Source organism: Candidatus Neomarinimicrobiota bacterium (assembly GCA_022567655.1).
Taxonomy (GTDB): Bacteria; Fidelibacterota; SORT01; order SORT01; family SORT01; genus JADFGO01.
In genome coordinates this window covers 1-13,851 of sequence record JADFGO010000060.1, presented here as the reverse complement: position 1 = coordinate 13,851, position 13,851 = coordinate 1, and the positions used below count along the sequence as shown (strand labels likewise).

The 13,851-nt window shown below is 43.2% G+C and carries 11 protein-coding genes and 1 riboswitch; of the genes, 5 read left to right on the top strand and 6 right to left on the bottom strand.

The genetic code is table 11. The annotated features are described in order from the left end of the window. Both IID12_07125 and ribD read right to left on the bottom strand, forming a co-directional pair. The coding region (locus IID12_07125) for a riboflavin synthase (GenBank protein MCH8288863.1) at positions 1–359 on the bottom strand (359 nt) is incomplete at its 3' end. Beyond that, positions 359–1,426 carry a bifunctional diaminohydroxyphosphoribosylaminopyrimidine deaminase/5-amino-6-(5-phosphoribosylamino)uracil reductase RibD gene (gene ribD / locus IID12_07120; protein MCH8288862.1) on the bottom strand — a complete coding sequence of 356 codons (1,068 nt, stop codon included), beginning with the start codon at positions 1,424–1,426 and terminating at the stop codon, positions 359–361. The genes IID12_07125 and ribD, both read right to left, overlap by 1 nt. A gap of 79 nt (positions 1,427–1,505) precedes the next feature. Next, positions 1,506–1,650: riboswitch (FMN riboswitch) on the bottom strand. A 293-nt stretch (positions 1,651–1,943) separates the two neighbouring features. Between ribD and IID12_07115 the strand changes: the two genes are divergently transcribed. The 5 genes from IID12_07115 to IID12_07095 all read left to right on the top strand — a co-directional run bounded on the left by IID12_07115 (position 1,944) and on the right by IID12_07095 (position 8,547). Continuing rightward, positions 1,944–4,409, top strand: a complete 2,466-nt coding sequence (locus IID12_07115) for a hypothetical protein (GenBank protein ID MCH8288861.1) — start codon at positions 1,944–1,946, stop codon at positions 4,407–4,409. Positions 4,410–4,430: 21 nt separating this feature from the next. Then, the gene (locus tag IID12_07110; GenBank protein ID MCH8288860.1) at positions 4,431–5,825 is read left to right on the top strand and encodes a sigma-54-dependent Fis family transcriptional regulator; all 1,395 of its coding nucleotides are present in this window, start codon (positions 4,431–4,433) and stop codon (positions 5,823–5,825) included. Between the two features lie 255 nt (positions 5,826–6,080). After that, positions 6,081–6,623: a zinc ribbon domain-containing protein gene (locus tag IID12_07105; GenBank protein ID MCH8288859.1), complete on the top strand. Its 543-nt coding sequence runs from the start codon at positions 6,081–6,083 to the stop codon at positions 6,621–6,623. Between the two features lie 35 nt (positions 6,624–6,658). Then, the gene (locus tag IID12_07100; GenBank protein MCH8288858.1) at positions 6,659–8,047 is read left to right on the top strand and encodes a hypothetical protein; all 1,389 of its coding nucleotides are present in this window, start codon (positions 6,659–6,661) and stop codon (positions 8,045–8,047) included. Between the two features lie 11 nt (positions 8,048–8,058). Next, positions 8,059–8,547 (top strand): hypothetical protein, encoded by a 489-nt coding sequence (locus tag IID12_07095; GenBank protein ID MCH8288857.1) that lies wholly within the window; start codon positions 8,059–8,061, stop codon positions 8,545–8,547. Between the two features lie 25 nt (positions 8,548–8,572). On the opposite strand, the gene IID12_07090 is transcribed toward IID12_07095, so the two are convergent. The 4 genes from IID12_07090 to IID12_07075 all read right to left on the bottom strand — a co-directional run bounded on the left by IID12_07090 (position 8,573) and on the right by IID12_07075 (position 13,684). Then, on the bottom strand, positions 8,573–9,640 hold the full coding sequence (locus tag IID12_07090) for a site-2 protease family protein (GenBank protein ID MCH8288856.1): 1,068 nt from the start codon (positions 9,638–9,640) through the stop codon (positions 8,573–8,575). Beyond that, the gene (gene selD / locus IID12_07085; GenBank protein MCH8288855.1) at positions 9,628–10,590 is read right to left on the bottom strand and encodes a selenide, water dikinase SelD; all 963 of its coding nucleotides are present in this window, start codon (positions 10,588–10,590) and stop codon (positions 9,628–9,630) included. Before selD ends, IID12_07090 begins: the two co-directional genes overlap by 13 nt. Positions 10,591–10,786: 196 nt before the next feature. Next, complete coding sequence (locus IID12_07080; protein MCH8288854.1) at positions 10,787–12,988, bottom strand: PAS domain S-box protein; 2,202 nt, start codon at positions 12,986–12,988, stop codon at positions 10,787–10,789. Positions 12,989–13,264: 276 nt separating this feature from the next. Then, positions 13,265–13,684: an SRPBCC domain-containing protein gene (locus tag IID12_07075; protein ID MCH8288853.1), complete on the bottom strand. Its 420-nt coding sequence runs from the start codon at positions 13,682–13,684 to the stop codon at positions 13,265–13,267. Positions 13,685–13,851: the final 167 nt, after the last annotated feature.

Here is a 13,851-nt window from a genome sequence, read left to right as displayed (position 1 = left end):
AGAATCGTACCGTTTTCGATCATCTCCTGAGATTTAATCGGAGCGGTTCCGTCAACATGACCCTGTACCAGATGACCACCCAGCCGCTGAGACAACAGTAAAGCACGTTCAAGGTTTACTTTATGTCCAGTGGTATAAGTTTTTATATTTGACCGTGTTATGGTTTCTTCAACTACGTCAACATTGAAATGGTCATCATTAATCTCGACCACCGTAAGACACACGCCGTCAATCGAAATGCTGTCCTTCAGATTCAGGTCTTCAAGGACTTTACGGCATCCTATCCTCATGCTGATTCCCTTACCCGATTCCCGAATCTTCTCCACTCTCCCGATCTCTTCGATCAATCCGGTGAACATTATGAGTCCCTCTTAACCGGTAATCCCTGAACCATAATATCTTCGCCGATCAATTCGACGCTTACATCTTTTAGTTCCAGCCGGTTCGAAACGCTAAATCCGTCAGTGTCGAATGTATCCAGACCGCTTCCCATAATACTCGGGTTGACGAAAATGATGTATCTGTCGACCAATCCGGAATCGAGGAATGACGAAAAAATCTTACTTCCACCCTCAACGAGAACAGAGCTGATCCCGTGAGTGACCAATTCCCCCAGCATCCACTTGATATCGATACCATCGACCGATTCATATTTTATTACTCTGACGCCTTTGGCTTCAATAGATTTTAATTTTTCGCTTGTCTCCGCGGATGTGAAGAGCAAGGTCTTATCGCCTTCGCCGATATTGAACAGATTCGCGTCCGATGGGGACTCAAGCTTTTCGTCAATTACCACGCGGCAGGGTTGTTTTCCATCTACGTGTCTCACATCGAGCCCAGGGTTGTCTTTGATTACGGTTCCCGCTCCAACAAGAACGGCGTCGTGGGTTGACCGCAGTTTATGCACTTCCTTGCGTGACGCTTCCGACGTAATCCACTTTGATTCCCCGTTAACGTCGGCAATACGGCCGTCAAGCGTCTGTGCCGCTTTGAGAGATACCCAGGGCATACCGCTCGACATGTACTTAACGTATTTTTCGTTCAGTTTTTTCGCACTGCTCTCAAGCATACCGGTTTGAACGTTTATTCCGGCATCCTTTAGGATCTTTAAACCATTTCCGTTTACTTCTGGATTTGGATCCTTCATCGCCGCGCTGACCGTAGCGATGCCCGCCTGAATTATTGCATCTGTGCAGGGAGGAGTTTTCCCGTGAATCGAGCAAGGCTCAAGAGTTACATAGAGGTGAGCGCCCTGCGACTTTTCTCCGGCGTCTCTGATAGCGTTTATCTCAGCATGCTCCTCGCCATGTTTCTGATGATATCCCTTCCCGACAATATCGCCGTTGAGAGTGATAATCGCTCCTACCATCGGATTTGGAGACGTCCATCCGACCCCCTTTTCAGCCAGCGAGAGAGCCTGAGTCATAATATGATTGTCACTTTTATCCAAAATAAAAACCCCGATACATACTACCGGGGCGTTCCGGAACACAATTATCCGGAATGTCTGCTTCCTCCCATCCGGACTGTTACCGTCGGCGCAAGAATTGCACTTACTCAGTCCTTCTGATCTGTTCAGAAGGAGTCGCGGGCTTACCCTTTTCGGGGTTCACCGCCGGTGAGGAATTCCACCTCGCCCCGGAAGCGTCAGGAATTTATACCACAACCTGAGCATTGTCAACAATAATCAGGGTTTTATCTATTCTGCCTCCTTCAGGTGATCATCGCATAGTAAATACAGCCCGAAGTTTCTTCTCCATAAAAATCTATGATACCTGCCTGATATGCAATTCGGAAGCAAACCGGATTGATTACTTGATATTTATGTCGTTATCAGTTACAATTCCATTCGACTCAAATAGAATTCAATTTTATGCTGCCAAAGTTAGGAATATTGTGGGTTGTACACGATTTCGCCATCTATCCAAGTTTATTGACCTAAGATGATGATCGAAAAGAATATTCGTAAAACTATTAGAATTATTGTTTTTGCAATTCTGTCGGGTGTTACCGCATTCGTCGCCGTCAACAACGGCATAAGGGTGTTTAACTGGCCCTCTTTGGGAGTTCCTCTCAAATTTGAGGCAGGCGATTTAGTCGTTGGTGAATTAACATCACCCTCAAATTATTTTATTTCCGGTGATATACTCGTATCGATTGACGATAAAACGCCCGGGAATAAAGTCGAGCTGAACAAAATTCTATGGGAAAAGCCATTATCGGAAACAAGAGTTATTGAGATTGACCGCGGCGGGGAGATAATTCTATCCGACATTAAAATCTCGCAACGATTTAGCGATCTAAATTTATATCTAAGACTCCTGCTATCGACACTCTTCTTTGCATCCGGTGTTTACGCTTTCATTAAGCGTAGAGATGACAACACAGTTCGCAATCTTACTTACTTATTCATATTTATAAGTCTGGTCGTGAGTGTATTTTCAAGTCAGAGACCGGGAAATGACCTTATCAGTATGATAATTCCTCTCTGGTGGCTGGTTGTTTATTTATTCATTCCTCCCCTGACATTGAATTTCGCTCTGCAATTCCCATATAAAAAGAAGATATTGATCAAACAACCTTATTTAGCTGTTGCCTTATATATTCCTACTTTCATCCTGTTACCGTTTACTTTAAACAGTTTGTGGTTAGGATTATCCTCATGGTCAGCCGATGATTTTGCTCAATTCGAACGGATATTCTGGATGTTCGATATCTACCTCCTTAGTTATGTCATACTGGCATTTTTCATTCTATTCAGCGTGCTGAGAAAACCTCTCAAACGCAAAGAAAAGAATCAGATACTATGGTTTATTTACGGCAGCGCAATCGGACTGATTCCGTTCTTAATCCTGCGTAAAATACCTATGCTGTTTGGATTCGCCCCACTCGTATCCTGGGACATAATCCTGATGACCTTGTTTCTAATTCCGATTTCATGGTGGATCTCTATATTTAAATACCATCTTTTTGAGATCGAACTGGTTGTAAACCGCTCTCTTGTTTATTTTACTGTAGTACTCTTATTTCTAATGCTGTACGGGATCGTCATCTATGAGCTTTCAATTTTGATAGATGATTTTTCTCCGGAGAAAAGTAGAATATTCACCACGTTCGCAATTGTAATTTTAGCTATGATATTTGAACCTATACGTCGACGAATACAATACCTGATAGATAAATTCTTCTACCGGGATTGGTATAGCTATCGCGGTACGGTGTTGCAATTAGGCAGAAGATTATCATCTATCGCAAACCCTCAACTGCTTTATGAGGAACTGGTCAGCCGGCTGGTCGCGATACTGCACCTTAAAAACGCTCTCTTTTTCGCGCGCGATATGACGCAGCAAACTGATGTGTCACATTTCGACCTTCGCGCTTCGGAAGGGGTGATAGATCAGGAAAAATCGAGTCGAAAACACCTATCCACGGGATTCGATCTCGACCTTTCATCTGTTATTATGAAACGGTTCGTAAACGACGCTGCTCCTGTTCATATAGATAAGATATGGGAATTTCATCAGGTTACCGAGGACCTTGAGAAGGTTCGTCAAGACCTTGATTACTACAACATTTTAGTCCTTGTGCCGATATTCAGCGGTGGGAATCTGATCGGTATTCTCTGTCTGGGACAAAAGCAATCCGGCGCAGGGTTCAATTTTAAGGATATTGAACTGCTCAAAACTCTTCAGCATGAAGTTCAAATAGCGCTTCACAATTCCGAGCTGACAAGCGAGTTAATTGAATCTGAAAGACTATCCGTCATCGGTAAAATGACGGCGGACATTACCCATGAAGTTAAAAATCCTCTTAGTTCAATTAAAGTCATAGTCCAGACTATGAGAGAGGAACACGCTTCTGAATCGGATATTAACAAAGACCTACAGGTCATTGAAAGTGAAATTGACCACTTAAAGGAAGTAGTCAACAAGATTCTTGTTCACTCTAAACCCGACTCGGAAATCGTAGAACCGATAAAAGTTCAAGAGATAATCGATGAGGTTGCATCACTATTGGCAAATAAAGCTAAACGCTCTAACATCAGTTTAACGGCAAAAGATTCGATTGGAGATATTACGCTCTCTCTGAATTATCAATCTTTAAGGGAAATTATCATAAACGTAGCGCTCAATGGCATCGAAGCGATAGATAACAGTGGGAGCGTGTCAATCGATGCGAATTATGACGAAACCCAAAATATTCTGATTTTCACTGTAACCGACACAGGCAGGGGAATTGACAAGGATAAAATAGAATTACTCTGCGATCCGTTTTATTCCACCAAGAAAAACGGCACCGGATTGGGGTTGGCAACGGTTAAAAGAAAATTAGACAGAATCGGTGGTAAATTGGAGTTTTCAACCTATCCGGGCAACGGTACTACGGTCTCGATATTTGTACCTGTATGACAATATTCATGGAGATGATAATTGGAGAATAAAGACCAAATTTCGATTTTGATAATCGATGACGATGAGGCGTCACGGTTTGGCCTGCGGAAAGCTCTCTCAAAGCAATTCGAAATCCATGAAGCATCGAATGGGATTGAGGGTCTTTCTCTTGCGCGAAAAATCGAACCCGACATAGTGATAACCGATATGGTCATGCCCGAAATGGACGGAATGGAGCTTTTAACCAATATCAAAAAGCTCGAATTCGACCCGATCGTCATTTTCATCACGGCATACGGCAACGAACGAGTAGCCGTAGATGCAATGAAATCAGGGGCGTATGACTACATAGCCAAGCCGTTCGAATTGGATGAGCTCAAACTGATTGTACGAAATGCTTCTGAAAAGGTACGTCTCAGGAAGGAAAACATAACACTCCGGCGTCAGTTAGAGGTTCTCCATGAAGGCAAAAAACTGATAGGCGAAAGCAATACCTTCAGAAAGGTTCTCGAGCTCACAAATAAAGCAAGTGCAGTGGACATCACTGTGCTTATACGCGGAGAGAGCGGTACCGGTAAGGAGCTGATAGCCCGGGCAATCCATGAAAACAGCTCCCGCGCCTCTAATAACTTTATCACTTTTAATTGCGCTACTCTCCCGTTAGAATTGATTGAGAGCGAATTATTCGGGCATGAAAAAGGCGCCTTCACCGGTGCAACAAGCTCCCGGAAAGGGAAATTTGAAGCTGCAGATACGGGAACTATATTTCTTGATGAAATAGGCGATATGGCGGCGGAAACTCAAGCAAAAGTCTTACGGGTACTCCAGGAAGGCACATTTGAACCGCTCGGCTCGACAGAAACGAGAAAAGCGGACGTCCGGATTGTCAGCGCTACCAACAAGGACCTTGAAAAGGGTATTGAGGATGGATGGTTCCGAAGCGACCTCTATTACCGGATAAACGTGGTACAAATAGAACTACCTCCCTTAAGGGAAAGGCGTGAAGACATTCCGTTATTGATAGACCATTTTATAAATTTGTTCAATTCAAAGCACTCAAAAAAGGTAGAAAGCGTCACATCGGACGCGACGTCTATGCTCATTAACTCTGATTGGAAAGGTAACGTTCGTGAGCTAATGAACGTTATCGAAAAAGCGGTCGCCCTGTCTGAATCCTCCGTATTAACCCTCACGGACTTTGAAGCGGCTGTACCCCGTGGCAGAAAAACTTCAACCGGCTCAGATCAAACCCTATCATTTCAGGAAGAAAAAAGGGGAATTATAGACTCTTTCGAAAGAGAATACTTCATATCCGCTCTTATCGAACATAAAGGTAACATCAGCCGCACAGCGGAACAGATTGGGATCAGACGCCAGTATTTGCAGGATAAACTTAAAAAATTGGATATCAATGCCAGACAATATAAGAAATAATATTTCAGCAGCTGCAAGATTTTTCTTTCACTTTCCGCCTTTTTTATCAGGCAATTTTCAATTTACCTTCCGGAGTAGAGACAATAATTTTAATCTCTTCCGACCGTTACGTAACAACGTTCAGAGAAGACTTACTCAAATATTTCAACAGCCATTATCCATTCTGGCATCTTCTTTGCCTATACACTCAGTGAAAATGTTGAATCATCCAAAATTGGAATCAAATATGTTAAACGAAAAAAGTGAGGATAAATCATGAAGATCATGGCAATTCGCATTGCAATTTCGTTGCTCCTTCTGCTCCCCGTAATTACAGACATCCGGGTTGAATTGCAGGCGCAAACGAGGGAGAATGCCTCTCAGAAGAGTAAAATCATCTGCCCGCAATGCGGAAAAGAAAACAGTCCCGATGCAAAATTTTGTTGGAACGACGGCTACCCGCTTTCAAAACTTGTTCAAAAGAAAAGCTCGGAGACGCTGCTTCTCAAACAATCAGAAAAATCCGAAGAGCAAGGCAGACAACCTCTTGAGAATTTAAGTGACGCTGAACTCAGGCTGTTATTCAGCAAGCTCTCCGCTCAATATGGTATCTCACAGGCTTTTGAAATTAAAAGACCGGGCTTTATCAGCGACCTTTCGGAAGAAGAATTCGTTTCATTACTGCGAAATACAATCAGGGACGAAAGAATCATTCAAACCAGGGTTGTTGAAAGGAAAGAGTCCGGCTTCGGAAAATTTCTTAAATCCATAGGGGCTGTCACTCTCGTTATCATGGGTATAGGAATTTTAGCCTCTTAATAATTATTTAAAAATTAAATAAGGGAAAATATAAAATGAGAAATCTAACAAGAATTAAATTGTTAATAAGTGTAGGTCTGGTAGTGTTCGTTATGGCACACGGCTTGTACGGACAGAAGATAGAACTCCCGGAAACGGTGATTTGCCCTACGGACGGGTTTGTGAACAAATGGGCAAGTAATTTCTGTATCCGTGACGGCACCTCTCTCATAGAAATCAAAAATAAAATTCTTGAACGCATCAAGAGTGAGAGAGTGACCGCCTTAAGGAGCGCTCAACCGGCTTTCCTTGAAGTAGGAATGTCAAAGGTTTTCCATCTTCGGGATGAAAATATCATAAAGGGAAAGATCATCTCCATAGAAGCTGATTCAATCGCAGTTATTGAAACCGCCGAGGGAGTATTGAGAATCCCGGCAGTTAATATCCTCGAAGAGATGGCAGACCTGACCAAGCAGGATGGAACTCATTTTTTGGGTCCGATCCTGTCGGAAGACGATTTCTCTGTTTCAATCAAAACGCCTTATGGTGTTGTGGTTGTTCTTAAACAGGATATACGGTCTATGGACAGATATTACGGCGATAAGAAAGTCTCCTGGACAGAGCAGAAACGTACTTTTTTATCCGCGGATGAGGTGACGGACATATTCCTTGATCCAACCGCTTTTCCTTTACGACCGAATGTCCTTTACGTAAGCGGATTATCTCTCGGCTATGGCTTTACGGAAAGATTTATGCTGCGTACCGAGTTTGGAAGAGATCTTCTCGGAGACCTTAATTTACATCCTCTCTTCCGTTTATATCACAGCGAATCGGGTAGATCTGAGACAGCTTTGTCCTTGGGGGTGAGACTTTATAACCGGCATGAATCGAGGATAGAATCTGAAAAATATAGCCACTGGATAAAAACTTCCGCACAAAAAAGACTGGATGAGGAAGACGCTCCCTCTATAGACGAAGCCCTCACAGATCCTTCAAAAAAATTGTTCTTTGTATCCACTTACCTCGTGCTTAGTAAAAAGCAGCCGCTTAGTTCCGGAAGGGGTAAATGGGGCTGGCATCTCGGTATCTCTACAAATTCGTTCATACTGCATGATATCAAATTAAATGATGGGTTTGAGTGGGATAAGAAATTCAAATTACCATTCAGGGTATGGGGCAGCATGGATTACGACATTTCCAAACGGCTCAAGTTCCTCATCGAAATTTACGCAGATAACGGTCATAAGTATATTAAACTCAGTGATGTCGCTGATAGCTATTTCGATTTTAGCGGAAATCCATTCACCGTTGATACGCAGAGTGGTGAGTACAGACCGGTTGATCTGGATTTCGGCTTTACGTACGCAGTTAACGATGCACTGCGACTCGGAGCGCACTTCCAGGCGCCCTATATAACAATTTACTGGAAGTTCTTTGAATTTTAAGGAGTATTGACATGAATTTACATCCTAAACAGCAGATTTTCTGGATAGTCATATTTCTTATGCAATATCCGGTTGAAACTGCGGCACAAGATATTTCGGGAAATTCCAACGACCTAAGTCAAATTCGCCTGATAAAGATCAGGCGAATGTCCGAAGCATGGATAAATCGACCGGTAGAACTCAAAAGTAGATCAGGAAAAACAGCAGCCGGTAATTTTCTGCCGATGCGGGACGGGATGTTTAGATTAGAGGTTTCCGGTAAAGTCAACGAAATACCTGTTGTCGATATTCATTCGGTGGTTCTGAAAAGAAGATCCCAGGATTTGTTGCTTGTCGGGATAATGGGATTGGGTGCCGGAGCATTATTCGCGGGCATCGGCTCTCTCGGCTTCGATGCGGAGGGTTCAAAACTCATAGTGTTTGCGGCACTGGGAACCGGCGTAGGTTTTTCGTTCGGCTGGCAGAGCTTTTATAAAAATACGGTTGTCCGATTAAAATAAACGATAACGTAAAATCTATTTTCCGTCAGGAAAAGGGAATAGGAATAAACGTCAATATAAATATGGCAATGGAAATATATCCGAGAAACTTATGAAACGGTTTGAGAGCAGCGGCTTCGTCAACAACCGGCGGATGCTTCAGCCGGATAAAGATAAGAATCAACAGCGCCCATATAATCCAGTTGAACGAAAAATATCCCAACGGCAGCATGGGAAGGAAAGCCCATTTAGCGATCTGATCATGCTTTTTGCCGAATAGAGCGTATGCTATATGACCTCCGTCTAACTGTCCGATGGGAATCAAATTCAAGGCTGTTACAAGCAATCCGATCCACCCGGCGAAAGCAACTGAATTTAAATATATGTCGTATCCATCCGGTACGTTCGGGTGCACAAGGTTTGTCATAAACATCATTATCAGCGAATCGCCTAACCTGATTCCTTCTCCCGGAACCGCCTCAAGTATCTCGCTCGTCGTTAAACCGAAATAGAGCGCCGGAACCGCTACCAGAAAACCCGCTATGGGTCCGGCTGCGCCTATCTCGAGCAAGCTTTTCTTATTAATTATCGGAGATTTCATTTTTATGAAGGCTCCGAATGTGCCTATAAATGACGGCGCGGGAATAAAATAAGGTAACGAGGCTACAACGTTATTACGTTTCGAAGCGAAATAATGTCCGAATTCGTGAAAAAGCAGAATCGACATAAGCGTTATCGAAAACGGCAGCCCCGAAATAATTCCGCTGATTGAAAAGGGATCGCTGCCTCCTTCCATAATCGCCCCTGCGGTTGTGGTAGTTATGATAGTAGCAATAAACAAGAGCAGGTTTATCCGGGGTATCCCGGCAAATTTTGTGCTCTGAAGTTTTATCCTGATCTCGACGTCGCTGCCTTTCGTTGTGATCGACCCCTTTACTCCATGACCCGTCAACGTCTTCGCTATATCCTCTAAAGACGAATGATCAAACATTTCACCTGATATAATTATTGCACTCCCGACAGTGCTTATATTTTTGACGAGCACAAACTCTGTCAGTAAGTTCGCAATTTTCCTGCCGAATTCGTTTTTTTCAGCCTCGTTCATATTACCCATATTTTGCGCTCAATAGGTTCGGTCACTTTTCCAATAATAGCTGCCTCCGGTGAGTCATCCGAGCGCAGTTCTTCCAACAATGCCTCGGCTTTATCATCTGCAATTGATATCAGCAAACCGCCGGAAGTCTGGGGATCTACCATCAACCACCTGTGAGCTTCAGAGACCGATGATTTGATTGATAAGTTTTTCTCAAGAGATTTCATATTATCTTTCGACATTCCCGGTCTGAAGCCTTGCTCTGATGCATCAAAAGCCTTCTCAAACAAGGGAATGGAGTTAGAGTTTATTTCCGCACTAACGTTTTTAGCGGAGACCATCTCTCTTAGGTGACCTAACAGTCCGAAACCGGTTATGTCTGTGCACGCATTCGCACCGTGTTTAACCATCGACCGGGATGCGTTTTTGTTTAATACCACATTACCGGTCACAGCCGTATCAAGCCATTTTGCCTCAAGCGCGCCTTTCTTGACAGCGTTAAATAACACACCGGTTCCGATCGGCTTCGTGAGTATTAGAAGGTCCCCGATCTCTACGTCGGAGTTTCGAATAATTTTGTTGGGGTGAACTGTGCCCGACACGGAAAGCCCGTATTTCAACTCGTCATCTTTTATAGTATGACCCCCTACCGTCACGGCTCCGGCTTCTATAACTTTTGATGCGCCCCCCTCGAGTATCCCCCTGAATATCGAATTCGGAATTCCCTTTTCCGGAAAGTTACACAGATTAATTGCCGTGATCGGCAAGGCGCCCATCGCATAAATGTCGCTTAGTGCGTTTGCGGCAGCAAGCTGTCCGAACAGGTACGGGTCGTCTGTCATCGGAGTTATGTAGTCCGCCGTCTGAACGAGAGCTATCTCATCCGTTAAACGGTACACCGCAGCGTCCTCGTAGCCTTCAAACCCGGCTATGAGATTTTCGCTCGATCCTGTCGGTAGATCTCTGACCAAATCCTCTAAGTCCTCCGGACTCAGCTTACAAGCTCAGCCGCCGGATGATGAAAATTCAGTTATTCTAATTTTTTCAGTAATTTTGCGCTTCCTTTGCTTTAAAAAATCTCTACCAAAGTTATCTCTGATTGTTCGAGATTGTCAAGGTGAAACAAGCGGAGATAGGTCAGTGATAAGGAGTTCGAAAGATAAAAGATCAGTGGGAGAGTATGCCGGAGATTAACTTAATGACCGTAGTAATATCAAAAGGCTTAGGGAAAAATCCAGCTGATTTCTCCAAAACTGCTTGATGAACGTCCTCTACCGCATACCCCGACATAAAAACGAATGGCATATTCTTGAATTTATCGTTTACCGCTTCAAAAAGTTCTATACCGCTCATTCCCGGCAAAGAGACGTCGCTTATCACAAGTCCGTACCCGTTTTTCTGCATGAGTTCAAACGCTTCCTCTCCGGTTGCGGCGCAGTCAACCTCAAAACCGCTTTTTTCAATAACACTCGACATCAATTGTAGAATCGCCACGTCATCGTCGACAACCAATACTTTATGCTTTTTGGAGGGGATATCCATTCCGAAACTGTCAAGATCAACGATTTCAGTCCCCGCGGCATACACTTTTGTTTCATAAGACGTCACGTTCAGGAGCTTGTCAACAAGCCCGGAAATTTTAGAAACCTGCTTGGGAATTAGTTCTTTAACCTTGGAATACTCTTCAACACCTTCATTTTCTGACAGGGCCGAAATGAGTTTAAGCACTTGCAGCGGCTGATTAAACTCGTGCGCTACCGCTGCCGCAAGATTCCGCACTGCCTCCTCCCTTTCCTGCTTTAATAGATTTTCTCTCAGGTCTATCCTCTCCACAACTGAACCGAGTCGGCGAGAAATATTGTGGCACATATCCACTTCTTCGCTTAGTATTTCCGTATCGTCGTTATAACCCACCTGAAGAACTCCTCTGATGCTGCCGGTAACTCCTATATCACTTGATATCATAAACTCTTCATCAATAAGCTTCCCGTTGTACACGAATACATCGTTATCGAAAATAATTCTAACCCACGATTTTTCAGGGTATCTCATTCCCGTTGGAATGATTTCCACTACCTCCTTGAAGAGATTTTCCGGTGAAGGATCTTTCTCAATTGCGCGCCCGACCCTCTGAAGACAAGAAAGCTCTCTAACTCTATGACTCAAATCAAGCGCCAGTTGTTCTCTTTCCAACCGGTTTTTCTTTTGATCAGTTATATCCGCTCCGTAGACAAATATATTATTTGTGCGGGCATCTTTAATGAGAGTTAACTGATATGAAAATCCACCGATATCCTCTTCGATGAACGTAGGCTCATTTGGCAGAAGCTTTTTTATCCGGGATTCAGTTATGTTTTTGAATAGTAAATCTATCGATTTACCAACAACCGATTCATCAAATAGTCCTTTTGCGGCAGGATTGGCAAAATTAACAATCCCAAATTCATCAGATTGAAATACAGGTCCCGGATTAAGTTTTGCGAGTAGCGCCAGATGTTCGAGCTCAGTTTGGATTTCCTCCCGAATTTTAATTTCGTTCTTTAGTATTTCATTTATTTCCGCAAGCTTTGACGTCCGTTCAGCAACCCTAATTTCTAATTCAGATTGTGATTTTATAAGGATTTCTTCCGCTGCCTTTTGTGAAGTTATATCGCGGATTATGCCGATAAATATTTTATGGTCAGAAAGCTCCACTTCGCCTATTCCAAGATAAATAGGAAATGTCGTCCCATCCTTTTTTCGCCCAATTACCTCTCTACCGATTCCGATTATCTTTGCTTTGCCGCTTCTGTGGTAGTTACCTATATAATTGTCGTGATTGTCTCTATCAGGCTCAGGCATAAGTTTCTTAAGATTTTTACCTACGAGTTCCTTAGTGGTATATCCGAAAATATTTAGTACAGCCGGATTCACCGATTCGATGATGCCTTTATCGTTAATTGAAATTATACCGTCTACGAGATTATCAAGAATGGATTTTGCCTTATCCTCTCCCATCCTAACCGCATCCCTCAGTTTATGAATTTCAGTTAAATCTTTTATGTAGATTTCTAAAAATTCACTGCTTTTTGAAACATGAACCGTAACCGGAGTAATCGCTCCGTCCTTCCCCGATAATGAATAATCGACGGATGACCAATCCGGGCTGTCCGATTTGTTTTTAATCGCCCCTTTTATATTTCGATAGAGTTTTTCGGCATAATCAGAGGACACAAAATCAGATTTTGACTTATATCCGAGTAATTTAATAAGTATGGAATTCACTACCGCCACACTGCCGTCATCGTTATAGCGGATATAACCGAGATTCAGTGACTCTGTGAGTTTCTTTGCTATCAACTCATTCGTAAGTTTTTTCCCTGATGACATTTCTATAATCTTTTCATCTCCCTTTCAAGAGTGATGAATACTATGCCCAAAGTATTTATTACCAGTCGGGATAAGTTAATATACCCCGCCCCCCTGTTCAATATTGATTGAGTACCGTAATCCCTTCCTTCTATAAATATTATCGCATAAATATCAAGAAACTTTTCCCTGCCGTTTGGAGGTGGATAAATTCCGATTGAACCGCTGGAGATAAAAAAATCATCTCCTCATTAAATTCACGAAAAGATGATTTTTTTAGTTACGAGAAATTATTACTTAAAACATTTTCCCGACACGGTCAAGACAGCCAACCCAGCCTTCTGTGTGCTTATTCTTCTCTTCTTCATCAGTAAAGAATTCGTGCAGGATAACTAACTCGGTGCTGTCTCCCGCCTCGTTGAATTCTATCGTGAGCTCTGTTTCCGCGTCTGAGGTACTCCAAAGCCATGTAGATTTAATCTTGCTGTTGGGAACGATTTCCTTGAAGATGCCGTGCGCATAAAAGGCATCCCCTTCAGGGGGCTGCATATGGTATTTGAATTCGCCTCCGACCCGGAGGTCTACTTCGGGCGGTCCCGATTCAGAGAACCCCTCCGGAAGCCACCATTTTGCAATCTCTTCCGGATTAGTCCAGGCATTCCAGACCTCTGCTACAGACGCATTTAGTTTCCTGCTTACCCGTACTGTTCTGTTGATCGATTTCGTTCATCATATCACTCCTTATTTATTTGATTTGTTTAGATATTCTGACAGAGAATCCAATTGGTGGTCCCAGAATACGCGGTATCGTTCGAGCCAATCAATGGCTCCTTTCATCGGTTCTGCAACTAATTTGATAGAGTGGACTCTTCCTCTGATATCTC